Raw genomic sequence first — 21602 nt, forward strand, 5'->3', positions numbered from 1 at the left:
ACGTTGATGAAGACAGCCGCACAGTTGCTCAAACTGAAAGTCGTGCAAAACCAGCAGGTGCACAGCATCGCGCCGGATCAGATGGTCCTCGACGCCCTGAAAATGATGGCCGAGAAGAACGTCGGCGCGTTGCCCGTCATTGAAGACGGGCAGGTGGTCGGCGTCATCAGCGAGCGCGACTATGCGCGCAAGGTGGTTCTACAGGGCCGATCTTCGGTCGGTACACCGGTGCGCGAGATCATGAGCGCGCCGGTGGTGACCGCCGACAGTCAGCAGAGCATCGAGCGCTGCATGGCGGTCATGACCGACAGTCATTTGCGCCATCTGCCCGTGCTGGAGAGCGGTGAACTGATCGGGCTGTTGTCGATTGGCGATCTGGTCAAGGAAGCCATCGTCGAGCAGGCGGATTTGATTCGGCAACTGGAGCACTACATTCGCGGGCATTGAGGGCCGGACGGGAACGAGCAGGCCATGTCTACGGTGCAGTAGACATGGCCTGTTCGGTAGGGGCTTTAATTCGGGTTCGATACTCGTCAGCTCATCCAGTTGCCGCCATCGACGTTATAGGTTTGCGCCACGACATACTCACTCTCGTTTGATGCCAGGAAGATCGCCATGCCGACAAGATCGTCTGCAGTGCCCATGCGTCCGTAGGGCACTTCCTGACCCGCCAGCTTTTTCTTTTCCCCAAGCGGGCGGTTCTCATATTTGGCGAACAGCGCATCGACGCCATCCCAATGCTCACCGTCCACCACGCCCGGCGCGATGGCATTCACGTTGATGTTATGGGGAATGAGATTAAGACCGGACGATTGCGTGAGGCTGATCACTGCCGCTTTGGTCGCGCAATACACCGCGACAAGCGCTTCACCGCGTCGACCGGCCTGACTGGCCATATTGATGATTCTGCCGCCATGGCCCTGGCGGATCATCTGTTTGGCCGCGGCCTGCAGGGTGAACAGGGTGCCGGACACGTTGATCGAGAACAGCCGTTCGTAGCTCTCGCGAGAAATTTCCGTAATCGGTGCGAGATCAAACAGGGCCGCGTTGTTGATCAGGATATCGAGCTTGCCTGAGGTGGCGATGACCGCTGCGATAGCGCCGTCGATTGACTGCTGATCAGTCACGTCCATCTCGACCGCATAGGCATTCGGTCCCAGCTCGGCCGCAGTCACTTGCGCGCGTTCCAGGTTGATGTCTGCGATCGCGACCGTAGCGCCTTCGCGGATATAGGCTTGCGCGAACGTTCTTCCGATGCCTCTGGCAGAACCGGTGATAAGGGCGCTTTTTCCTTCCAAACGTTTCATTTTTCCCATCCATTCATTAGAGCTATAGAGAGATGCCCCCTTGAGGGCATGGCAAGTCAGCGGAGCACCTATGTGGGAGCGGGCTTGCTCGCGAAGAGGGCAGCACATCCAACATCGATGCCGTCTGACACGCCGCCTTCGCGAGCAAGCCCGCTCCCACACGGATTACCCCTACTTGGGATAACCAGCGCGCTTCATCTCGCGTTCGGTGGTTTGCTGGGCCGAGGCCAGAGCCTGCTCAACCGGCATCTGCCCGGTGAGCGCCGCAGACAGCAGCTTGCCGACCGACGTGCCGATGGCCTGGAATTCAGGAATGGTCACGTACTGGATACCGACATAAGGCACGGGTTGGACTGACGGGTGTGCAGGGTCGGCGTTCTGCATCATTTTCAGCGTGACACCGGCGAAGGGTGCAGCCTGCAAATAGGCGTCGCTGTAGGTGGACATACGAGTGCCCGGCGGTACGTTGGTGATGCCATCCTTATCGGCGACCAGTTGGATGTATTCCTTGGAGGTCGCCCACGTCACAAAGGCTTTGGCGGCTTCCTTGTGTTTGGACGTCGCAGGGATGGCCAGCGACCAGGCATAAAGCCAGGACGAACCCTTGTCGGTGACCTGCGTGGGCGCCGCGACGAAGCCGACCTTATCGGCGACCTTGCTTTGAGTTGTATCGGTAATGAAAGAGCCGGCGACGCTGGCATCGACCCAGATCGCGCATTTGCCGCTGTTGAACAGGGCCAGTGTCTCGTTGAAACCATTGCTCGACACACCCGGCGGGCCGTACTGCTTGAGGGTGTTGACGTAGAAGTTCGCGGCGGCGGTCCATTCCGGTCCAGTGAGTTGCGGCTGCCACTGCTCGTTGAACCAGCGCGCGCCAAAAGCGTTGGACATGGTGGTCAGCAGCGCCATGTTTTCACCCCAACCAGCCTTGCCGCGCAGGCACATTCCATACTGCTCTTTGTCCGGCTGGTGCAGCTTGCCGGCGACCTCACCGAGCTGCGTCCAGGTCGGGTGCTCGGGCATGCTCAAGCCGGCGTTCTTGAACAAGTCGGTTCGGTAATAGGTGATGGTACTTTCGCCATAAAACGGCAGGGCATAGAGCGTGTCGTTGACTGACAGTCCCTGACGAACCGAGGGGAAAATATCCTCGAGTTCATAGCTGGCGGGCAGATCCTTTATCGGTTCCAGCCAATGCTTGGCGCCCCACAGCGGTGTTTCGTACGTGCCGATGGTGAGCACGTCGAATTGACCGCCCTGAGTGGCAATGTCAGTGGTCAGGCGCTGACGCAACACGTTCTCTTCAAGCACCACCCAGTTGAGCTTCACGTCCGGATGCTGCTGTTCGAATGTTTTGGACAGCCGCTGCATGCGGATCATGTCGCTGTTGTTCACGGTGGCGATGGTCACCGTTTCGGCAGCCTGGCAGAGCAGGGCAGAGGACAGGCCGGCGGATAGAAAAAATGCGCTTGGGATGATCTTCATCGTGTTCTCCGCTCTGCGCCTTGGGCGGCAGAGGCACTTATTGTTGTTGTAATCCACGGTGCGAGTCATGGCCGCAACGGGATGAACACAGGATTACAGCAACCCAAGTGGTGAACAAATGAACGGCATACGCGTCACTGATACTTTTTTAACCACGTAGAGCCATGGAAAAAAAGTATCAGTGGCCGCCATATAGCACGCTAGGATTACTGTCTGTTTAGGGTGAGTCTGATAACAGCGCCGTAGAGTTTCGAATCAGCTTCGACTCCTCTCGGGCTTCGCGGTACCTTGATAAAACCAACAAAAATGGAATCGCCAGGGTGATGAACCATCACGTAACTGCAGACAAGCCACCCGCGCTTGAAGTCATTCTGAACGAGCCCCAGCACAGCTTTCGTTGGTACGAGCATGACTATCCCTTCGACCTTGCGCGTTGGAATCATCATCCGGAATTCGAGATCCACCTGATCCGCGAAGGCAGTGGTCGGCTATTGGCGGGTGACTACATCGGCCTGTTCGAGGCCGGCCACGTCGCCCTGATCGGTCCAGGCCTGCCTCACGACTGGATCAGCGACCTGGGCAAAGGGGAGGTGATTGCCGGCCGCGACGTCGTGTTGCAATTCGATGGTCAGATGCTGATGCAGCTGCGCGACAAGGTCCCTGAACTTAGCGAGTTGCAAAGCCTGTTTCGTCAGGCGGCCCGGGGCATCCAGTTCCATGGCGTGACCCGTAAAAAAGCGGCCCGACTGCTGGAAGAAATCGGTCAGTGCCAAGGATTGCAGAGGCTGTGCCTGTTCCTGTCGTTGCTGCAGTTGTTGGCATCGGCCCCCGACACCGAGCGGCAGACGCTCGCCAGCCTGCAATATGCGCCGATGCTCGACGCATTGACGGCCCGGCGCATGAGTATTGTCTTCGACTACATCCTCAACGATCTCGCGGATGAGCTGCGGATGTCCGTCATCGCCCAGCGCCTGGACATGAGCGAACCGGCCTTCTCCAAATTCTTCAAGCGCGCCACTGGCCATACCTTCGTCGACCTGACACGTAAACTGCGGGTCCAGCGTGCCTGCCGTTTGCTGGCGCAAAGCAGTTTCAGCGTTGCAGATATCTGCTTTGAAGTGGGTTATGCCAATTTGTCGAATTTCAATCGGCACTTCCGACATGAAATGCAGGAAACTCCCAGTCAGTATCGGCAGCGGTTGCAAAGGGTGGTGGCGGTCAGTCATTAAAGGGCACAAGATCAAAAGCCCGCAGCCTTCGGCAGCTCCTACGCGCCTGTGGGCGCCGCCGAAGTCTGCGATCTTTTAAGGCTGACGGGACGGACCTTGAATTATTTTTCTCCAGTTCTTGACATGCCTTTCGAACCAGTCCAGAATTGCGTCCATTCCTGCTTAGGGAACACGAAAACCCCTTAGATTTCAAAGGGTTGGATACTAGATTAGAATCTTGTTTCCAGATACGAGTTTACACGTTTGATGTTGTGCTACTGACATCAGATGTTTGAGGCCGAATAGCAAAATGGTTATGCAGTGGATTGCAAATCCACCTACGCCGGTTCGATTCCGACTTCGGCCTCCACTTTAAACGAGCTCCGTAGATCCATGATCTACGGAGCTTTTTTATTTTCGCAGTCCTGCAAGATTTAGTCTTGAAAAGGATCTTTGCGAACTTGCTTCACCGGGGCGGGATGTATATATTTCCCCCTCTGCTGCACAAGCGTCAGAACTGCCAGATCGTTATTGGTCAGTCTTCAGACTGCTTTATCGCGCTACCGCCCGAATGGCGAAACTGGTAGACGCATGGGACTTAAAATCCCCCGCTCGTAAGGGCGTGCCGGTTCGATTCCGGCTTCGGGCACCATATTTATCAAAGGCCTGCATGAGGTTTCTCATGCAGGCCTTTGTCGTTTCTGCCTCTCAATTTTTGACAGGCCTATCGTTAACACCCATCACTTAAGAAATTCAGCCGCGATGCTCGCTATCTCGCCTGTATCGACCCTGAGTACCTTCAGCTCATAAAGCAGCTACTTCTGCGTCCATTTCCCACCACCGGTTTCGCAATCGATCTTGGCCTGCGGCAGGTTCTCGACGCTGTAGTAATACGTGATGACCTGGGCATTGTCGGGAATGTTCAGCGGTTTGCTGTTCTTGTCCTTGCTTATCGACTGAGGGTTGGCCAGCCCCTCTGCAGTCAATGTGCCCAGGCAGGTGGCCCGATAGTGATCGCCGCACTGTGCGACTTTTTTCTTGGTGCTGGTCAGCATTTCCTTGCTCTCGTTGCTGCAGGACCAATCGATGGAGTCCACCGGCATACCTTCGTACTCATAGCAGGAGTGTGTTTCGATCACCGGAACTGAAGGGCTTTGGGATCGGGTCTTGACGTCGCATCCTTGGGCCATCACCCACGTGGGGCACAGGCAGACGATCAGAAGCAGAACCAGTCTAGTGTTCATCGGTGTTTCCTCTCCTATTGCGCCCCATGCGGGGATCAGGGAGTCGCTACACGAATGGCTGGCCGGTGAAACCGCGCGGCAGTCTTTGCAAACCGGGCATTTCGATCAGCCGCTGGGTCCAGGCTGCGCGCCAGTCATTGGCGGTGTGGGTTGCTTTGGCCTTGCGTGCAGCGCGACGGGCAGCGTTGCGTTCGGCTTTGCGTGCTTCTTTGAACGCATCGGTGTTTCGGCAGCTTCGGCATTTCACCCGGGTCAGTATGCTGCTTGACGTCAGGTTGCTGCCTTTGTGTCCGCAGGCCAGGTGCCCGCCGACTTTGAAGTGAGTGACCATGGGGTATCTCCTTCGTGATGTGTAATCGTTCGACAGACAGGCGAGGGCGTTCGTTCGTTATATAACAGGCAAAAAAAGGCCCGCATGCGGGCGGGCCAGGGGGATTTCTTGAAAGGAGTGGATGCACTGTAGGGGATGAGTTGTGAAGGCCATGTGAAATGGGAAAAGACACAAACAAAAAAATCCCGGCAAATTTGGCCGGGTGGGTGTGTAGCGCATGATGGGCAGGCAGGTATAAGCCTGGTGACGATTGTCACCGTTCAGGTGCCCTGAAGGGGGCTTTGTGCTTGGCTCAAGTACTGGGGTCGACTCATCTGAACCGAGGCAGCGGCGGCTCTACAGGTTTGAGTGAAGACAGCGCGCTGCGAATCTGCGGCGTGTCTTTCTCGATGTCGTTCAGACGATCGCGAATCCTGAGGGCTGTCGGATGCCCCCCTTGATTATCAACCCAGTCGGCGATTTCCTTGCAGGCAGCGGCAAGGCGCGCCTGACGGGAGTCAAGCAGGGTAAGCAGGGTGGTGATGGACTCTTTCTCGGACATGACATACACCTCCGTTCAAAGAAATCGGGTAAAGGGCAACAAAAAGCCCGCGGGGAGCGAGCTTTCTGCCGATGGGTCGCTGATCCTTCAGCACCTCTAAGTATAGACCCGGAAATAAAACAGGTCAGCTTCAGGCTTGCCGGGACTTCGGCGAGCTGACCGCGTTAAGCCGCCGACATTCGCGCGCGGCGTCCTCTTCAAGATCGAAGCCGTCACCGATGAAGCCGCGAGTGCGGGTATCGGTAATGCGATACCAGACGGCAGCATCGGGTGGCGGGTGATCGGGTTCTCCGGCCCGGCGGCCATGAATGATGATCTTGTTGCAGCGTTTCACAACGAAAATGTCTTCCATGGCGTCACCGAAGCTATTCGTATTCAGATCAAGCATAGAAGCCCTTTGCAATCACGCAAAAAAAGGACAGGTCAGTTCGTCGGTTTGGTTCGCCTCGAAAGAGGTCTTAGGGTGTTTCAGCCGTCTCGATCAGCTTCTCCAGAAGCACAGCCAACGCGACTTCTTCGGCCCTCAATCTTTTACGTCCTCTTGATCGCGGCAGTTTGGATAATGCGCCCTGCATGAAACCATCGACGACCGCCGGATGGATGTAGCACTTGCGGCAAACCGCCGGAGTGTTGCCCAACTGCCGGGCGACGTTCTTGACCATTTCCACCACATGCCGCTTCGCGTCGGCTTCCGATTCCCACTGCAACTCGCGCAGCACCGCCAATGCCAACGCACTGCCGGCCCAAGTGCGGTAGTCCTTGGCGGTGAAATCGGCACCGGTCAGCGTCTGCAAGTAGGCGTTGACGTCGGAGGAACTGATGGTGTGCCGCTCGCCGTTTTCGTCCAGATACTGAAAGAGGTTTTGCCCGGGGATTTCCAGGCAGCGCTTGATGATTCGCGCCAGGCGCCGGTCTTTTATGGTGATCTGGTGCTCGATGCCGCTCTTGCCGCGAAACTGGAACACAATCGCGCTGCCGTTGACCTCGACGTGACGGTTGCGCAGGGTCGTCAGGCCGTAGGAGCGGTTGTCTCGGGCGTACTGCGTGTTGCCGACCCGGATCAGTGTCGCATCGAGCAAGGTAATCACCGTGGCCATGACCTTGTCGCGGCTGAAGCCGGGGGCCGCCAGCAGCGCTTCCAGTTGTTTGCGCAGTTTCGGCAGGGCCAGGCCGAAGTCCCGCAAGCGCGAGTATTTGTCGGCATCGCGCACTTCTCGCCAGCGTGGGTGATAACGGTATTGCTTGCGACCGCGGGCGTCGCGGCCGGTGGCTTGCAGATGGCCGCGCGGGTCGGGGCAAATCCACACATCGGTGTAGGCGGGCGGCACCGCGAGTGCATTGATGCGTTTGATTTCATCCGGATCGGTAATGCGTTGTCCCGCCGGGTCGAAGTAGCAAAACTTGCCGCGCAGGAGTTTGCGGGTGATGCCGGGCTGGCTGTCATCGACGTAATGCAGGTCGGGCGGCAGAACATCGGGCAACGCGGTATCTGGCATGGCGGGCAATCCTGGGCGACGAATCATGGGGCGTTAAGCCATTGACCGCGCGCCATCGTCGGGGTGCCGACGGATTCAGGCCAGCACCGCCACCGCTTTGATTTGCGCCCAGAGTTGCTGTCCGGGGTGCAGGCTCAATTGATCCCGGGAATAGCGGGTGATTCGCGCCAGTAGCGGTGTGCCGGCCGCGTTCAGGCGGATCAGTACGTGAGCGGCGTTATCGGCACCGATTTCACTGATCACCGTGACCGGCAGGCGATTGAGAATGCTGCTTTGCTCGACGCCTTGCAGGCTCAGGCTGACATCCCGCGCCTGGACCTTGCAGCGCAGTGCCTGGCCCTCGGCCATCGGTGAATGGGTGACCCGAATGCTCAGGTCCGTGTTGGGCAGCTGCAAGGTCAACAACTGATAGTCAGCGTCATAGGCGCTGACATGCCCTTCGATCACCACGCCGGCATCGTCGCCCAGCGCCAGCGGCAGATCGAGCCGGGCCAGGGTTTCGCCGATGGCGCCGCTGGCCAAAGCCTTGCCGTTGCTGAGCAGAACGAGGTGGTCGGCGAGCCGCGCGACTTCATCCTGGGAATGGCTGACGTACAGCACGGGAATATCCAGTTCGTCATGCAGCCGTTGCAGATACGGCAGGATTTCGTTTTTACGCTGGGTATCGAGTGCCGCCAGCGGTTCGTCCATCAGCAGTAGTTTCGGGCTGGTGAGCAGGGCGCGAGCGATGCCGATCCGCTGGCGCTCGCCGCCAGAAAGGTTCTGCGGATCGCGATCCAGCAAATGGCTGATCCCCAGTAACTCAGTGGCATGGGCCATGTCGACCCGGCGCTGTTGGCGAGGGATGCGCTTGAGGCCGAACTCAAGATTGCCCCGCACCGACAAATGTGGAAACAGGCTGGCTTCCTGGAAAACGTAACCCAGGGCGCGTTTATGCGGCGGTACGAATATCCCTTTGTCGCTGTCTTCCCAGACTTCATCATTGACCTGAATAAAACCCTGCTCGGCCCGCTCCAGGCCGGCGATGCAGCGCAGGCACGTGGTCTTGCCCGAGCCGGAATGGCCGTAAAGCGCCGTCACTCCGCGGCCGGGCAGTTGCAGGTCCACATCCAGGGAGAAGCCCGAATAATTCAGTTTCAAGCGCGCATGAATCATCGATCAGCTCCAGACCGCTTTGGTTTTACGGCTGGAGTAGAGCGCCAGCAATACTGCAAACGAGAACACCAGCATCGCCCCGGCCAGCCAATGAGCCTGGGCGTATTCCATGGCTTCGACGTGATCGTAGATCTGCACCGAGACCACGCGGGTCTTGTCGGGAATGTTGCCGCCGATCATCAGTACAACGCCGAACTCGCCAACGGTATGGGCAAAACCAAGAATGGCCGCGGTGATGAAACCGGGGCGGGCCAGCGGCACAATCACGCTGAAGAACGTGTCCCAGGGATTGGCGCGCAAGGTTGCAGCCACTTCCAGTGGGCGAGTGCCGATGGCGGAAAAAGCATTTTGCAGCGGCTGGACCACGAACGGCATCGAGTACAGCACCGAGCCGATCACCAACCCCGCAAAACTGAAGGTCAAGGTGCCGAGCCCCAGCGATTGGGTGAAGTGGCCGACCCACCCGTTAGGGCCGAGCACCAGCAACAAGTAAAAGCCGATCACCGTCGGCGGTAGCACCAGGGGCAGGGCGACGATCGCCCCGATCGGACCGCGCAGCCAGGACCGGGTGCGCGACAGCCATAAAGCAATCGGAGTGCCGATGACCAGCAGGATCACGGTCGTCAGGGACGCCAGTTTGAGAGTCAGCCAGATGGCGGAATAATCGGCACTCGATAGCGTCATTTAGAGTTGGTAACCGTAGGATTTGATGACAGCGGCGGCTTTCGGACCTTTGAGGTAGTCAACCAGCGCCTTGGCGGCCGGGTTGTCCTTGCCCTTATTGAGGATCACCGCGTCTTGTTTGATCGGGTCATGCAGATCGGCCGGCACGATCCAGGCCGAACCGCTGGTGACTTTGCCGTCTTTGTAGATCTGCGACAAGGCCACAAAACCGAGTTCGGCGTTGCCGGTGGAGACGAACTGGTACGCCTGGGTGATGTTCTGGCCTTCGACGATCTTGTCTTTGACCTTGTCGGTCAGCCCCTGTTTGGCCAGCACTTGAGTGGCAGCCAGGCCATACGGGGCAGCTTTCGGGTTGGCGATGGACAGATGCTGATACTGATTGTCGCTCAGCACCTTGCCCTTGGCGTCAACATAACCGTCCTTGGCCGACCACAGCGCCAGAGTGCCGATGGCGTAGGTGAAGCGCGAGCCTTTGACCGTGTCGCCTTCGGTTTCAAGTTTTTTCGGGGTGGTGTCGTCTGCCGAGAGGAGCACTTCGAACGGCGCGCCGTTCTTGATCTGGGTATAGAACTGGCCGGTTGCACCAAAGGAGGTGACCAGTTTGTGCCCGGTGCCTTTCTCGAAATCGGCCGCGATGGCCTGGATCGGCGCGGTGAAGTTGGCAGCAACGGCGACTTGGACTTCATCCGCCTGGGCGGACCCGAAAGTGAACACGGTGAACAGGCACGCGGGGGCAATACGTGAGGCACGAATGATCATGAAACGGCTCCGTGGTAGGCGAGTGAAACGCTATATAGCGGAATATATAGCGAAATACCTGTAAACGGAACTTGCCGGATGCAAAGTGGAGGTTGGCACTGAATGCCGTTGGAACCTGTGGGAGCGGGCTTGCTCGCGAAGACGACGGTACAGTCAACATTGATGTCGCCTGACACACCGCTTTCGCGAGCAAGCCCGCTCCCACAGGTTCTGTGTCTAGCGGTGAGTTAGTTTCGCCAACGCCTCATCCGCCAACCACCGGGTCAGCTCTGCCGAAGTCATTTCAACCCCCAACGTAAACGCCTGCCCAGCCCAAAGATTGCTGAAGTCCGCTTCCCCTTTGGCCCGCAACGGCATCAGCGCACCGCCCGCCAATGGGAAGGCCGGCGCTTTGTCACACATGGGGCCCAGTTCTCGCATCACCCGATTGAGAATCCCGCGCGCCGGGCGCCCGGTGAAAATGTTGGTCACCGCCGTCTCGCTTTCCTTGGCCGTGCGCAACGCCTTGTGGTGAGACGCGCTGACCTTGGCCTCCGGCGTGAACAAATAAGCCGTACCCACCTGGACCGCCGAAGCGCCCAGCAGAAAAGCCGCCGCCACGCCCCGTGCATCTCCAATCCCGCCCGCCGCAATCACCGGCACATTCACCGCATCGACGATTTGTGGCACCAGGGCAAAGGTCCCTACCTGGCTGCTCAGGTCATCACTGAGGAACATCCCCCGGTGACCGCCGGCCTCGTAACCCATGGCGATGATCGCGTCGCAACCATGTTGTTCCAGCCAGATGGCCTCTTCGACGGTAGTCGCCGAAGAGAGAATTTTCGCCCCGGTAGCTTTTACCCGATCCAGCAGGGACTTTTCCGGCAGGCCGAAGTGAAAACTCACCACTTCAGGACGAAATTCTTCGATCACTTCGCAGGCTGCATGATCGAACGGTGCGCGATTGGACACTGGCGTCGGCGCGTCGAAGTCGACACCCAATTCCCGGTAATACGGTTCCAGCAGATTCTTCCAGTCGCGGGCGCGTTGCTCATCGGGTGGCGGAGGTTGATGGCAAAAGAAATTGACGTTGAGCGGGCGCCGGGTGTGTTGGCGAATCGTTTTCAGCTCCTCGCGCAATTGCTCGATGCTCAGCATTGCCGCGGGCATCGAGCCCAGGCCGCCAGCGTTACTCACCGCAATCACCATGGCCGACGTCGTCGCGCCGGCCAAGGGGCCCTGGATGATCGGCAGTTCTATCCCGAGCAGGTCGAGAATGCGGGTGTCTGGCCATTGACTCATGTGCAGTGTTCTCCGACGTCGGTAGAAGCGAATTTGTATCAGTAATGACTGACGCAAGGCCAGTCGAGTTTGAGGATTGGCTTAAAGTCGGCTACGGCGATGTGTTTTCATGTGTTATTTCAACAGCACGACAACTGAGCGATTCCATCGGGAGGCAGTGATGTTCAAAGGCATTTTGATCGACAAGGACGACAACGGTTACCGGGCCACGCTGCAAGAGATCAGTGATGATCAATTGCCTGAAGGCGATGTGACCGTGCGCGTGGCGTACAGCACGCTGAACTTCAAGGATGGCCTGGCGATCACGGGCAGCAGCCCGGTGGTGCGAAAATTCCCGATGGTGCCGGGGATCGATCTCGCGGGCACTGTCGAAGCCAGCAGTCATCCGGACTACAAGGTTGGTGATCAAGTCCTGCTCAATGGCTGGGGTGTGGGCGAAGGACACTGGGGCGGATTGGCGCAGAAAGCTCGCCTGAATGGCGACTGGCTGATCCCGTTGCCCAAAGCCTTCACCGCCGCGCAAGCGATGGCCATCGGCACGGCCGGTTACACGGCGATGCTGAGCATCCTGGCGCTGGAGCACAACGGCGTGAACCCCGATCAAGGCGAAGTGCTGGTGACAGGCGCCAACGGTGGCGTAGGCAGTTTCGCCATCGCGTTGCTGAGTAAGCTTGGCTATCGCGTGGTGGCATCCACCGGTCGTACCTCCGAGCACGACTATCTCAAGCAATTGGGCGCCAGCGAAATCATCGATCGCGCCACGTTGTCGGAGCCGGGCAAACCGTTGGCCAAGGAGCGTTGGGCGGCGGTGATCGATTCAGTCGGCAGCCACACGCTGGCCAACGCTTGCGCCAGCACTCGGGCCAACGGCATCGTCGCTGCTTGCGGACTGGCCCAGGGCATGGACTTCCCGGCCTCCGTTGCGCCGTTCATTTTGCGCGGTGTGACCCTGGCCGGCATCAACAGCGTGACCCAACCCAAAGCCAAGCGGATACTGGCCTGGAATCGCCTGGCCAAGGATCTGGATTTCACCTTGCTGCCGCTGATCAGTCACGAAATCGGCTTGAGTGAAGCCATCGACGCGGCCCAGCGCCTGCTTGCCGGCCAGTTGCGCGGTCGGGTGGTGGTCGACGTCAATCGTTGATCGTCTCGGCGCCAATCAAACAGACAAATTGTAGAAACAAGGAAATAGCGACAATGGATGTAAAGCTGCGTGAAGTGCTGCCCTTTAGTGTCTCGGGGTTGCAGGTGCGAACGCTTAATGCCGCAGAACAGCAGCCAGATACCGCGCGTATCGGCCCTATGTGGGAACAGTTTTTCGTTGAGGACGTTTTCGACAAGATCGCCCACAAACAGCCGGACTCGTTTATGTACGGCGTCTATTCCAACTACGAATCCGATGCTTCGGGCTACTTCGATGTAACCGCGGGTGCGGCGGTTACCGCGCCCTCCGAGGACTTTGCGCAGATTCAGGTTGAGGGCGGCGATTACCTGGTGTTCAGCGCCAAAGGGCCGATGCCCGACAGCGTCATCCAGACGTGGGGCCTGGTCTGGGCCTACTTCGAGGATAACCCGCAGGTTCGCCGCAAGTTCGCCACGGACTTCGAGGTCTACACCGGTCCGGAGACCGTGGCGGTCTATATCGGCATTCAGGACTCAGCCGCGTTTTCGCGTTCCAGCAACTGACGCTTGCGCTCCACACCCCAGCGATAGCCCGACAGGTTGCCGTCGCTGCGCACCACGCGATGGCAAGGGATTGCCACCGCCAGGCTGTTCGCGCCGCAGGCCTGGGCCACGGCGCGTACGGCCTTGGGGGCGCCGATGCGCTGAGCGATATCGGCGTAACTGGCGGTGCTGCCGGCGGGAATCTCCCGCAGCGCTTGCCACACCCGTTCCTGAAACGCCGTGCCGCGTACATCCAGCGGCAAGTCCAGGCCGAGCGCCGGGGCTTCGATAAAACCCACCACTTTGGCGATCAACTGCTCGAACTCATGATCGGCGCCAATCAGGTTGGCGCGCCGAAACTTGTCCTGCAGGTCACAGACCAATTGATGCGGGTCGTCCCCCAACAGAATCGCGCAGACGCCGCGCTCACTTTGCGCCACCAGAATCGCCCCGAGGGAACACTGGCCGACGGCAAAACGAATGTCGTTGTTCTGCCCGGCCGCACGGTAATCGCCGGGCTTCATGCCCAGCACTTGATCGGCGGCCTCATAGAATCGGCTGTTGGAGTTGAATCCGGCGTCATACAGCGCGTCGGTGACCGTGCCGCCGTCCGCCAGGCGCTCGCGAACCTTGCGTGAACGATGGGCGGTGGCGTAGCCCTTGGGCGTCAGGCCGGTGATGGCCTTGAACACGCGATGGAAGTGGAAACTGCTCAGGCCGGCTGCGTCCGCCAGTTCATTCAGCGCCGGCAACGTCTCGGCGGATTCGATGTGACGGCATGCGGCGGCCACGGTCGTGGCGTGTTGTGCGGCGACATCGCTTTGATCTTTCGCAGCCCGTTTGCTGGGACGATAACCTGCCGCCTGAGCTTGCTCGGCGGTGTCGAAGAATTCAACATTCTGCGGCTTTGGCAAGCGCGCCAGGCTGCTGGGGCGGCAGTAGATGCCGGTGGTTTTCACCGCATACACAAACTGCCCGTCGGCGCGGGGATCGCGTGCGACCACAGCAGCCCAGCGAGGATCGTTTTCGGTGGCGATATTTTTCGAATGAGTTGTCATGGCTTCATGTCCGTTGACCCGTTTCATGCAGATTAACCAGCCGGCAGAGGTGCCACACTCCGGGTCTTGCGGTCGAATTCAACGGTTTCATCCCGCGGTACGGAAGGTGAAGTTGATCCGTTGTTCGCCCAATTGAGGGTGATAACCCTCCTTGATCGGCAATACGCCGTGATAACGCAAACGGTCGACGCCGCCCCAGACCACAATATCGCCGTGCAACAGCGGCACGCGTTGGCTTTTGGCGCTGCGTTCGAAGCCACCGAACAGGAACGTCGCCGGCAACCCCAAGGACACCGACACAATGGGCGCCGCGTAGGAATCTTCGTTTTTGTCCTGATGCAACGACATTCTGGCACCGGGAATATAGCGGTTGATCAGGCAGGAATCCGGTACGAAATCCATAAAGCCTGCCTCTCGCGCCGCCGCTTGCGCCAGCTCGAAAAACACCTCAGGCATTTCAGGCCATGGCGCGCCGGTCTGCGGATCGTTACGGGTGTACTTGTAGCCGCTGCGGTCGGTGGTCCAGCCCCAGATGCCGCAACTGCTCAGCGCCACTGACATGGTAAAGCCGCCAGGCGTGACCATCTGCCGAAAAGGGGCGGCTGCCAGAACCGCCTCCAGTGCCGGCAGCAACCGGTCGAGCCAGGGCAGGGCGAAGCCTCTAAGAACGAAGGATTGTTCGCCAATCTGCTCCCGCCTGGACGGCTGCTCGGGTTCTGTATCGGCAAACAGATCAAAAGTGATCGGGCTCATGGGGTCATAACGCATCGTGAAAGATGATTCCAAGGGTATGCCGTTTTCCACTGTGCAGGCGACTCACGCCATGACGCATGGTTACTCGGTAATAGCCGCGAACACCTTTTACTGGACGCTGATTCACGGCAAAAATCAACGCGTCGCCTTTCTTCAGACCGATGACTTGCGGGCGCGACTGCATCCTCGGACGTTGTTCAGTCAGCACAAACTCACCGCCGGTAAAGTCTTCTCCCGGTTCTGACAGAAGAATCGCCACTTGCAGCGGAAAGACGTGTTCGCCGTACAGATCCTGATGCAAACAGTTGTAGTCCTGTGGCCCATATTGCAGCAACAAAGGTGTCGGGCGTTCCTGACCAGCAGCATGACAGCGCTGCAAAAATGCTTCGTGGGATTCGGGGAAACGGGTCGGCAGGTCCATCGATTCGTACCAGCGATTGGCGATTGGAACCAGTCGAGGGTAGAGCGCGCTACGCAACCGGGCCACCGGATCCGGCAACGGGTACTTGAAATACTTGTACTCGCCCCGGCCAAAACCGTGGCGAGCCATCACCACTTTGGAGCGAAAGGGCTCGGGCCGGTCGTACAGGGCGCTTATTTCATCGCAGGTCGGATGGCCTAAAAACGACCGGATTAGCGCGCAGCCATCCTGATCGAGTTGCTGCGCAAGCGTGATCCAGTCGAGGGCATCGTGATGAATCGGGTCGGTAAACAAGGTTCTGACTCCTTGACCAGAAGGTCGAGGCGGCCAGTTTAGTGAGCGTGGCGGGAGTGGGCACTCCGGCGCTTGCGGTCGAATTCGAAAGGGGAGCAGACGTCCATGTTGTCGCTCCAGATCGCTTTACAGCGCTTTGCTCACGCTGATCTCGCTGATGACATCTTCAGTCTGGCCATGAATGACGTCGAGTGCAGCCTTGGCTTCTTCTTCCGTGCCATTTTCCAGCTGGGCGAATTCGAAGCGGCGCTCGCCGTTGAGTTTGTATTTGATGACGTATTTGGTCGTCTGGGCCACGGTCATACCTGCCTGTTTTGGTTTGGGCTCAGCTCAGTTTCGAGCTGGAGCGGCGGATGATCTTGATCGAGTGCGTCAGGGTCGGTTTGCGGGTCACGCTGATCGGCCGGCGATTGACCGTGTCGATGGTGATGTTCCAGAAACCGGTGCTTGGCGCTGTGATGCGGGCCGGGAAGGTGTCGAATGCGCCGCCGTGGTAAGTATGACGGCCGCCATTCTTGAAACTGCGAAAGTTGGCGTCGTTCATCAAGCGGATGTTGCACATTTGGGAGCACTGGATGACGACGATGTCGTCTTCGTTGAGGTGCTCGCGCTGGTGGATAAATTTCATGAGGCGCCTCCAGAAGGGCTTTTTCTACAAAATCAAAACGATAGCATGGGCGATTGGCGCAGTTTATCAGCCCGAACAGGTTATTATCCGGCTCTCGGGGTGCGCTTTGGCAATTAAAAACAGTTATACGGAATTCTATGAGCGATAAACGCAGTGAGCCTCGGAGAAAACCAGCATTTGTGCTGTCGGAAGGTCTTTATCGGAGGTTCTGTATGAAGTGGGGAGTTCTGGTCGGGCCGTTGGCGTTGGCAGTGGGTGGATGTGCGAGTGTCTCGGACATCAATGAGACACTGCCCACCATGAGCGTGATATCAGGCAAGAATCCCCATGAGTACGCCCAATGCCTGGTCGAAAAGCTCGCCGATAGCCGTGGAGCCCTGCAAGTCGAACCGCACAAGGAAGGCGTGCGAGTTATCGTGCCGCAAAAGTTCTCGTCGGGGCCGGCCGCCGTATTTGAAATTGAAGACCGCTCTGGCGGCAGCAGCATCAAGCTGCATGAGCGCATCTCCAATGTGCCATTGCGCCCATGGGATGTACGCAATGCCGCCACCGCATGCATATCTGGCTGATAAACTACCCCCAGTCAGCATCGATGCCGTCAAAGTCGCGCTTTGACGGCATTGTCATTTCTGGAGTTGAGCATGAAGCGAGAGCAGGTGCGGGAGCGCCATGCAGAGGGTCATATCTCTGCCACCCATGTGATTCAGAACCCGGCGAATCCGGGGGAGTGGATCGTGTTTTTCAAGAAAAGCGCCGGGCGCAGTTTTTTCCTGGTGGATGACAACGATGAAGTCGAATCCTTCAGTCGCCTCGACGATTTGATCGAGACCGTGCGCGGGCTCGGGATCAAATTCGCCGAAATTCATATGTAGGGCAGGGGAAGCCCATTGGAGCCCTACTTGCAGACCACTACCACACTGCGGTTCTTGTAGTTGCCGATGTCCGCGCCCAAGGTCTTGTCGCTTTCCTGCGGCGAAGGTGTGCCGTCGGTACCGACAATCCGATAACCGGTGCCAGCGCAAGAGGCATCGGCTTTTTCGTAGCAGGTGGCCCAGTCGTTGGCTTTCCCGGAGCAGTCGATGCTCAGGCCTTGTTCGCCATTTTTCAGGTAAGTGGTTTCGGACGTGGCGCAGCCGCTCAGGGCCAGAACTGCAATCAGTGGCAAAAATTTATTCATGTCGTGGTGGTCGTCAGTGATGTTGGCTAAAAGCTGTGACAGCGGCTGCATCGAAAGGTTATAGCGAATGGCCACTTCGTTGCGGACAATCACAAAAAAGCCCTGCGCAAAGGCAGGGCTACGTCGTGTAAGGTTCAGCTCAAGGCTTGTCCTTGCCGCGCCGCTTGGGGCCTGCGGGTTGATCCTGCAACACCGATGCCACTTCAATCGCCAACGCTTCTGTAGGGAACGGCCCGGCAATATTTTCGCCGCCGACGCTGTCTACCCACCACTGGCCGTCTTTTGCCTGATTGATCAGGTACCCATTAACACTTTTTGCTGCCGACATCTATCTGCCTCGTTGGCTGGTTCAATTGCACAATGATAGCGCCAAATGCCCTCAACGGGTGCCTATGGTGTAGGGTAGGGCGGATTGTCTTTCGGATGATGGCCGCGCAAATCTGCCGATCTCTGCTATCTATAAGAGGTTGTGCAATGTATCTGCGGAACTATCCATCAGAATATTTCTCTATGATGGCATCGGTTAGCCAGTGCAGGGCATTGTAAGGTGCCCGCCGCCTGATTAGACTGCGCCGAAACTCGAACACACAGCCCTTTCAAGGACTTATATGATCAAGAAATGCTTGTTCCCAGCAGCCGGTTACGGTACTCGCTTCCTGCCAGCGACTAAAGCCATGCCCAAAGAAATGCTGCCGGTGGTAAACAAGCCACTGATCCAGTACGGCGTCGAAGAAGCACTGGACGCCGGGTTGACCGAAATCTCCATCGTCACCGGTCGCGGCAAGCGTGCTCTGGAAGACCACTTCGACATCAGCTACGAGCTGGAAAACCAGATCAAGGGCACCGACAAAGAGAAGTACCTGGTCGGTATCCGCAAACTGCTCGACGAGTGCTCGTTCTCCTACACTCGCCAGACCGAAATGAAAGGCTTGGGCCACGCGATTCTCACGGGTCGTCCGCTGATCGGCGACGAACCGTTCGCCGTGGTACTGGCGGATGACTTGTGCGTAAACCTGGAAGGCGACGGCGTACTGACCCAGATGGTCAAGCTGTACAAGCAGTTCCGCTGCTCGATCGTTGCCATTCAGGAAGTCGACCCGCAAGAAACTCACAAGTACGGTGTGATTGCCGGTGAGATGATCCGCGACGACATCTACCGCGTTCACAGCATGGTTGAAAAACCAAAGCCTGAAGATGCACCGTCGAACCTGGCGATCATCGGCCGTTACATCCTGACTCCAGACATCTTCGACCTGATCGAACAAACCGAGCCAGGCAAGGGCGGCGAAATCCAGATCACCGACGCCCTGATGAAGCAGGCACAAAACGGCTGCGTCATGGCCTACAAGTTCAAAGGCAAGCGTTTCGACTGCGGTGGCGCCGAAGGCTACATCGACGCGACCAACTTCTGCTTCGAGAACTTCTACAAGACTGGCAAGGCTTACTGATAGCGCCTGAGCTGCTTGTACTGAAAAGCCACCTTCGGGTGGCTTTTTCATTTTCCGGCCCCACATAGTTTGCAACGCTTGCCCAAAGGCCGCTCGCAGGTATGCTGGTGGCCTGCCGAGGAGATAGAAATGGCCTACGATTTTGACCTGTATGTGATTGGCGCCGGTTCCGGCGGTGTGCGGGCTGCGCGGTTTGCGGCTGGTTTCGGCGCGAGAGTCGCCGTGGCCGAGAGCCGCTATCTGGGCGGTACGTGTGTGAACGTCGGCTGCGTGCCGAAGAAATTGCTGGTCTACGGTGCGCACTTCGCCGAAGACTTCGAGCAGTCGCAAGGTTTTGGCTGGACCCCGGGTGAGGCGAAGTTCGACTGGGCGACGCTGATCGCCAACAAGGATCGCGAGATCAATCGCCTGAACGGCATCTATCGCAATCTGCTGGTCAACAGCGGTGTGACCCTGCACGAAGGCCACGCGAAAATCGTCGATCCGCATACCGTCGAGTTCGATGGCAAACGCTACACCGCCAAAAACATCCTGATCGCTACCGGTGGCTGGCCGCAGATTCCGGAGATTCCGGGGCACGAGCACGCGATCAGTTCCAACCAGGCGTTCTTCCTTAAAGAGCTGCCAAAGCGCGTTCTGGTGGTCGGTGGTGGTTATATTGCGGTGGAGTTTGCGGGGATTTTCCACGGGTTGGGGGCCGACACCACGCTGCTGTATCGCGGTGATCTGTTCTTGCGTGGCTTCGATGGTGCGGTGCGCAAGCATTTGCAGGAAGAGCTGTCCAAGCGCGGCATGGACCTGCAATTCAATGCCGATATCGAACGCATCGAAAAGCAAGCCGATGGCAGCCTGACAGCCACGCTCAAGGACGGTCGTAAGCTGGAGGCGGATTGCGTGTTCTACGCCACCGGTCGGCGTCCGATGCTCGACAATCTAGGGTTGGAAAACACTGGCGTCAAACTCGACAAGAAAGGTTTTGTCGAGGTCGATGAGCAGTATCAAACCGCAGAGCCATCTATCCTGGCTCTGGGCGATGTGATCGGGCGAGTACAGCTCACGCCGGTCGCGCTCGCGGAAGGCATGGCCGTGGCGCGGCGCTTGTTCAAACCCGAGCAATATCGTCCGGTGGATTACAAGATGATCCCGACCGCGGTGTTCAGCTTGCCTAACATAGGCACTGTCGGCCTGACCGAAGAAGAGGCGCGGGAGGCCGGGCACGATGTGGTGATCTTCGAAAGCCGTTTCCGGCCGATGAAACTGACCCTGACCGAATGCCAGGAACGCACCTTGATGAAGCTGGTGGTGGACGCCAAGACTGATAAGGTCCTGGGCTGCCACATGGTAGGCCCGGAAGCCGGCGAGATCGTTCAGGGGTTGGCAATTGCCTTGAAGGCCGGCGCAACCAAACGTGACTTCGACGAAACCATCGGCGTGCATCCGACGGCCGCCGAAGAGTTCGTCACCATGCGTACGCCGGTCGCGAGTTAATCGTCCTTACGCGGCGCTGATGCGTCTGGCCCTGTCGCAACGACAGCGGCCAGACGCGCGCTTTCATCCAGGCTTGCCTGCAACTTGATCAGTTCAACTTCCAGCGCCTTGTTGATGTGCGACTGCTCGTCGATGTTCTGCTTGAGTGACTGGCTTTCCAGCATGGCAATGCGCAAGCGTTCCTGGAGGAGGGTGCGTTCGCTGTCGATACGGTTGACCTGTTCCAGCAACTGATCCTGTCGGCTGTTGGTGTGCTTGAGTTGCTCTTGCGACAGGCTCAACTCTCGCAGCGTTCCGCGGTTTTCCGTCAGTAAGCGCTCGTTGTCGCGATGCAGTTGCGTGATTTCATCCTGGCGAACCAGTGCGCTTTGCTGCGCCTGACGCAACTCCATCTGAATCTGCTGAACCTGCCCTTCGTGGCGGCGCTGCTCCTGCTCGCGCTGGTCTTTGACGGCATTGCGGTAGTGTTCCAGCGCCTCACGAGCGTGCAGGTGCTTTTCTTCCAGCGAGCGAATCTGCTCGTCCTTGTCTTGCAAGCGTAATTCGAAATCTGCCAGCGCCTGGTTCAATCCGGCGTTGCGGGTTTGTTCGCTTTGCAGCATGGAGCGGGTGTCATGCAGTTCTGCTGATTCCTGGGTCAGTGCCAGGCTTTGAATTTCGTATTGCTGGTGCAGTTCGGTATTGGCCTCGCGGGCCTCATGCAGTTGGGTTTCCAGCTCTTTTCGTTGTTGCTCGAACTGCGCGCGCGCCTGGTCGATGGGCTCTTGCGCCTGTTCTTTCAGGCGTTGCGCCAGGCGCGACACCAGGCTTGCAAGCTCATCATCGATAGGTTCGGAAGGTGCTTGGGCGGGCTCGGCGCCGTCATCGAGCTCCTTCATATAGCGATGGATTGTGGTTTTTGAACCGGTATTGCCCATCTCGATCCGCACCGCGTCAATGCTGGGGTGCTCGCCCCGGGCGAGGATTGCTGAGCGCGCCGCTTGCACCAGTGCCTTGTTTACGCCGCCACGTGCCATGTGTTCTCCTACGATTTGATACTGTGGTACGTACCACTAATATACGCAATGTACCATGATTCGATTAAAGTTAGAATTCTATGATTTATCATACGGGATATACTGGTATTACCCCGTGTGATGCGCTGTAATCCGGGTTTTCGCCCGCCAGAGCAGTACGTTTTCG

27 protein-coding genes and 2 tRNA genes are annotated in these 21602 nt (G+C 58.1%); 10 read left to right on the forward strand and 19 right to left on the reverse strand.

Translation table 11 applies throughout. From position 1 onward, the window contains the following. Positions 1-6: 6 nt before the first annotated feature. Positions 7-447 (forward strand): CBS domain-containing protein, encoded by a 441-nt coding sequence (locus tag IB250_RS14475; RefSeq protein ID WP_008071340.1) that lies wholly within the window; start codon positions 7-9, stop codon positions 445-447. Between the two features lie 86 nt (positions 448-533). Here IB250_RS14475 and IB250_RS14480 read toward each other — a convergent pair whose 3' ends face one another. Then, complete coding sequence (locus tag IB250_RS14480; protein WP_192344591.1) at positions 534-1307, reverse strand: L-iditol 2-dehydrogenase; 774 nt, start codon at positions 1305-1307, stop codon at positions 534-536. A 171-nt stretch (positions 1308-1478) separates the two neighbouring features. Further along, a complete protein-coding gene (locus IB250_RS14485) occupies positions 1479-2789 on the reverse strand; it encodes an ABC transporter substrate-binding protein (protein ID WP_192344592.1) in 1311 nt (436 codons plus the stop codon). A gap of 323 nt (positions 2790-3112) precedes the next feature. Between IB250_RS14485 and IB250_RS14490 the strand changes: the two genes are divergently transcribed. The 3 genes from IB250_RS14490 to IB250_RS14500 all read left to right on the forward strand — a co-directional run bounded on the left by IB250_RS14490 (position 3113) and on the right by IB250_RS14500 (position 4649). Continuing rightward, positions 3113-4018 carry a helix-turn-helix domain-containing protein gene (locus tag IB250_RS14490; protein WP_192344593.1) on the forward strand — a complete coding sequence of 302 codons (906 nt, stop codon included), beginning with the start codon at positions 3113-3115 and terminating at the stop codon, positions 4016-4018. Between the two features lie 275 nt (positions 4019-4293). Next, positions 4294-4367 (forward strand) — tRNA-Cys (locus tag IB250_RS14495). Positions 4368-4562: 195 nt separating this feature from the next. Further along, positions 4563-4649, forward strand: a tRNA-Leu gene (locus tag IB250_RS14500). Positions 4650-4812: 163 nt separating this feature from the next. Here IB250_RS14500 and IB250_RS14505 read toward each other — a convergent pair. From IB250_RS14505 to IB250_RS14545, 9 genes are all read right to left on the reverse strand, one after another. Then, positions 4813-5241, reverse strand: a complete 429-nt coding sequence (locus IB250_RS14505; protein WP_192344594.1) for a hypothetical protein — start codon at positions 5239-5241, stop codon at positions 4813-4815. Positions 5242-5287: 46 nt separating this feature from the next. Beyond that, entirely contained in the window at positions 5288-5572 is a 285-nt protein-coding gene (locus IB250_RS14510; protein ID WP_008012834.1) for a hypothetical protein, read from the reverse strand. A gap of 310 nt (positions 5573-5882) precedes the next feature. Further along, positions 5883-6113: a hypothetical protein gene (locus IB250_RS14515; RefSeq protein ID WP_008012835.1), complete on the reverse strand. Its 231-nt coding sequence runs from the start codon at positions 6111-6113 to the stop codon at positions 5883-5885. A gap of 130 nt (positions 6114-6243) precedes the next feature. After that, positions 6244-6501, reverse strand: coding sequence for a hypothetical protein (locus IB250_RS14520; RefSeq protein ID WP_007900018.1), 258 nt, complete (start codon positions 6499-6501; stop codon positions 6244-6246). 70 nt (positions 6502-6571) lie between these two features. After that, positions 6572-7609, reverse strand: a complete 1038-nt coding sequence (locus tag IB250_RS14525) for a DNA topoisomerase IB (RefSeq protein ID WP_192344595.1) — start codon at positions 7607-7609, stop codon at positions 6572-6574. Between the two features lie 75 nt (positions 7610-7684). Next, a complete protein-coding gene (modC, locus tag IB250_RS14530) occupies positions 7685-8764 on the reverse strand; it encodes a molybdenum ABC transporter ATP-binding protein (protein ID WP_192344596.1) in 1080 nt (359 codons plus the stop codon). 3 nt (positions 8765-8767) lie between these two features. Further along, positions 8768-9448, reverse strand: a complete 681-nt coding sequence (gene modB / locus IB250_RS14535) for a molybdate ABC transporter permease subunit (protein WP_192344597.1) — start codon at positions 9446-9448, stop codon at positions 8768-8770. Beyond that, a complete protein-coding gene (gene modA, locus IB250_RS14540) occupies positions 9449-10207 on the reverse strand; it encodes a molybdate ABC transporter substrate-binding protein (RefSeq protein ID WP_192344598.1) in 759 nt (252 codons plus the stop codon). 216 nt (positions 10208-10423) lie between these two features. After that, positions 10424-11488: an NAD(P)H-dependent flavin oxidoreductase gene (locus IB250_RS14545; RefSeq protein WP_192344599.1), complete on the reverse strand. Its 1065-nt coding sequence runs from the start codon at positions 11486-11488 to the stop codon at positions 10424-10426. 160 nt (positions 11489-11648) lie between these two features. On the opposite strand from IB250_RS14545, the gene IB250_RS14550 reads away from it, so the two are divergent. Further along, positions 11649-12632 carry an MDR family oxidoreductase gene (locus tag IB250_RS14550; RefSeq protein ID WP_192344600.1) on the forward strand — a complete coding sequence of 328 codons (984 nt, stop codon included), beginning with the start codon at positions 11649-11651 and terminating at the stop codon, positions 12630-12632. Positions 12633-12685: 53 nt separating this feature from the next. After that, positions 12686-13174, forward strand: coding sequence for a GyrI-like domain-containing protein (locus IB250_RS14555; RefSeq protein ID WP_123494761.1), 489 nt, complete (start codon positions 12686-12688; stop codon positions 13172-13174). Here IB250_RS14555 and ada read toward each other — a convergent pair. From ada to IB250_RS14580, 5 genes are all read right to left on the reverse strand, one after another. Further along, on the reverse strand, positions 13138-14211 hold the full coding sequence (gene ada / locus IB250_RS14560; protein ID WP_063343970.1) for a bifunctional DNA-binding transcriptional regulator/O6-methylguanine-DNA methyltransferase Ada: 1074 nt from the start codon (positions 14209-14211) through the stop codon (positions 13138-13140). The two genes, IB250_RS14555 and ada, sit on opposite strands and share 37 nt — an antisense overlap. Before the next feature lie 87 nt (positions 14212-14298). After that, entirely contained in the window at positions 14299-14979 is a 681-nt protein-coding gene (alkB, locus tag IB250_RS14565) for a DNA oxidative demethylase AlkB (RefSeq protein WP_192344601.1), read from the reverse strand. Further along, complete coding sequence (locus IB250_RS14570) at positions 14969-15679, reverse strand: 2OG-Fe(II) oxygenase (protein ID WP_192344602.1); 711 nt, start codon at positions 15677-15679, stop codon at positions 14969-14971. The genes alkB and IB250_RS14570 overlap by 11 nt, the downstream gene beginning before the upstream one ends. Positions 15680-15805: 126 nt before the next feature. Next, positions 15806-15976, reverse strand: a complete 171-nt coding sequence (locus IB250_RS14575) for a hypothetical protein (protein ID WP_162232616.1) — start codon at positions 15974-15976, stop codon at positions 15806-15808. Positions 15977-16004: 28 nt separating this feature from the next. Next, the gene (locus IB250_RS14580; protein ID WP_007900033.1) at positions 16005-16307 is read right to left on the reverse strand and encodes a DUF1883 domain-containing protein; all 303 of its coding nucleotides are present in this window, start codon (positions 16305-16307) and stop codon (positions 16005-16007) included. 212 nt (positions 16308-16519) lie between these two features. Here IB250_RS14580 and IB250_RS14585 point away from each other — a divergent pair, with 212 nt between their 5' ends. Then, a complete protein-coding gene (locus IB250_RS14585) occupies positions 16520-16876 on the forward strand; it encodes a hypothetical protein (protein WP_123494758.1) in 357 nt (118 codons plus the stop codon). A 72-nt stretch (positions 16877-16948) separates the two neighbouring features. Next, positions 16949-17179 carry a hypothetical protein gene (locus IB250_RS14590; protein WP_007935641.1) on the forward strand — a complete coding sequence of 77 codons (231 nt, stop codon included), beginning with the start codon at positions 16949-16951 and terminating at the stop codon, positions 17177-17179. Between the two features lie 23 nt (positions 17180-17202). Here IB250_RS14590 and IB250_RS14595 read toward each other — a convergent pair whose 3' ends face one another. Next, positions 17203-17484 carry a hypothetical protein gene (locus IB250_RS14595; RefSeq protein ID WP_192344603.1) on the reverse strand — a complete coding sequence of 94 codons (282 nt, stop codon included), beginning with the start codon at positions 17482-17484 and terminating at the stop codon, positions 17203-17205. Positions 17485-17623: 139 nt separating this feature from the next. Then, entirely contained in the window at positions 17624-17812 is a 189-nt protein-coding gene (locus tag IB250_RS14600) for a hypothetical protein (RefSeq protein WP_007900038.1), read from the reverse strand. A gap of 280 nt (positions 17813-18092) precedes the next feature. Here IB250_RS14600 and galU point away from each other — a divergent pair, with 280 nt between their 5' ends. After that, positions 18093-18932, forward strand: a complete 840-nt coding sequence (galU, locus tag IB250_RS14605) for a UTP--glucose-1-phosphate uridylyltransferase GalU (protein WP_007900040.1) — start codon at positions 18093-18095, stop codon at positions 18930-18932. Positions 18933-19061: 129 nt separating this feature from the next. Continuing rightward, positions 19062-20420: a glutathione-disulfide reductase gene (gorA, locus tag IB250_RS14610; RefSeq protein WP_192344604.1), complete on the forward strand. Its 1359-nt coding sequence runs from the start codon at positions 19062-19064 to the stop codon at positions 20418-20420. Here the strand turns inward: gorA and IB250_RS14615 are convergent. Continuing rightward, positions 20417-21436, reverse strand: coding sequence for a DNA-binding protein (locus IB250_RS14615; RefSeq protein ID WP_192344605.1), 1020 nt, complete (start codon positions 21434-21436; stop codon positions 20417-20419). The genes gorA and IB250_RS14615 overlap by 4 nt on opposite strands. Positions 21437-21602 lie beyond the last annotated feature (166 nt).

Source organism: Pseudomonas sp. PDM09 (genome assembly GCF_014852305.1).
GTDB lineage: Bacteria > Pseudomonadota > Gammaproteobacteria > Pseudomonadales > Pseudomonadaceae > Aquipseudomonas.

What these genes read in the sequence shown, in the direction of transcription:
- IB250_RS14475 (WP_008071340.1), top strand. Translation starts at nt 7, where the DNA reads ATGAAGACAGCCGCACAGTTGCTCAAACTGAAAGTCGTGCAAAACCAG.
- IB250_RS14480 (WP_192344591.1), bottom strand. Translation starts at nt 1,307, where the DNA reads ATGAAACGTTTGGAAGGAAAAAGCGCCCTTATCACCGGTTCTGCCAGA.
- IB250_RS14485 (WP_192344592.1), bottom strand. Translation starts at nt 2,789, where the DNA reads ATGAAGATCATCCCAAGCGCATTTTTTCTATCCGCCGGCCTGTCCTCT.
- IB250_RS14490 (WP_192344593.1), top strand. Translation starts at nt 3,113, where the DNA reads ATGAACCATCACGTAACTGCAGACAAGCCACCCGCGCTTGAAGTCATT.
- IB250_RS14505 (WP_192344594.1), bottom strand. Translation starts at nt 5,241, where the DNA reads ATGAACACTAGACTGGTTCTGCTTCTGATCGTCTGCCTGTGCCCCACG.
- IB250_RS14510 (WP_008012834.1), bottom strand. Translation starts at nt 5,572, where the DNA reads ATGGTCACTCACTTCAAAGTCGGCGGGCACCTGGCCTGCGGACACAAA.
- IB250_RS14515 (WP_008012835.1), bottom strand. Translation starts at nt 6,113, where the DNA reads ATGTCCGAGAAAGAGTCCATCACCACCCTGCTTACCCTGCTTGACTCC.
- IB250_RS14520 (WP_007900018.1), bottom strand. Translation starts at nt 6,501, where the DNA reads ATGCTTGATCTGAATACGAATAGCTTCGGTGACGCCATGGAAGACATT.
- IB250_RS14525 (WP_192344595.1), bottom strand. Translation starts at nt 7,609, where the DNA reads ATGCCAGATACCGCGTTGCCCGATGTTCTGCCGCCCGACCTGCATTAC.
- modC (WP_192344596.1), bottom strand. Translation starts at nt 8,764, where the DNA reads ATGATTCATGCGCGCTTGAAACTGAATTATTCGGGCTTCTCCCTGGAT.
- modB (WP_192344597.1), bottom strand. Translation starts at nt 9,448, where the DNA reads ATGACGCTATCGAGTGCCGATTATTCCGCCATCTGGCTGACTCTCAAA.
- modA (WP_192344598.1), bottom strand. Translation starts at nt 10,207, where the DNA reads ATGATCATTCGTGCCTCACGTATTGCCCCCGCGTGCCTGTTCACCGTG.
- IB250_RS14545 (WP_192344599.1), bottom strand. Translation starts at nt 11,488, where the DNA reads ATGAGTCAATGGCCAGACACCCGCATTCTCGACCTGCTCGGGATAGAA.
- IB250_RS14550 (WP_192344600.1), top strand. Translation starts at nt 11,649, where the DNA reads ATGTTCAAAGGCATTTTGATCGACAAGGACGACAACGGTTACCGGGCC.
- IB250_RS14555 (WP_123494761.1), top strand. Translation starts at nt 12,686, where the DNA reads ATGGATGTAAAGCTGCGTGAAGTGCTGCCCTTTAGTGTCTCGGGGTTG.
- ada (WP_063343970.1), bottom strand. Translation starts at nt 14,211, where the DNA reads ATGACAACTCATTCGAAAAATATCGCCACCGAAAACGATCCTCGCTGG.
- alkB (WP_192344601.1), bottom strand. Translation starts at nt 14,979, where the DNA reads ATGCGTTATGACCCCATGAGCCCGATCACTTTTGATCTGTTTGCCGAT.
- IB250_RS14580 (WP_007900033.1), bottom strand. Translation starts at nt 16,307, where the DNA reads ATGAAATTTATCCACCAGCGCGAGCACCTCAACGAAGACGACATCGTC.
- IB250_RS14585 (WP_123494758.1), top strand. Translation starts at nt 16,520, where the DNA reads ATGAAGTGGGGAGTTCTGGTCGGGCCGTTGGCGTTGGCAGTGGGTGGA.
- IB250_RS14590 (WP_007935641.1), top strand. Translation starts at nt 16,949, where the DNA reads ATGAAGCGAGAGCAGGTGCGGGAGCGCCATGCAGAGGGTCATATCTCT.
- IB250_RS14595 (WP_192344603.1), bottom strand. Translation starts at nt 17,484, where the DNA reads ATGAATAAATTTTTGCCACTGATTGCAGTTCTGGCCCTGAGCGGCTGC.
- IB250_RS14600 (WP_007900038.1), bottom strand. Translation starts at nt 17,812, where the DNA reads ATGTCGGCAGCAAAAAGTGTTAATGGGTACCTGATCAATCAGGCAAAA.
- galU (WP_007900040.1), top strand. Translation starts at nt 18,093, where the DNA reads ATGATCAAGAAATGCTTGTTCCCAGCAGCCGGTTACGGTACTCGCTTC.
- gorA (WP_192344604.1), top strand. Translation starts at nt 19,062, where the DNA reads ATGGCCTACGATTTTGACCTGTATGTGATTGGCGCCGGTTCCGGCGGT.
- IB250_RS14615 (WP_192344605.1), bottom strand. Translation starts at nt 21,436, where the DNA reads ATGGCACGTGGCGGCGTAAACAAGGCACTGGTGCAAGCGGCGCGCTCA.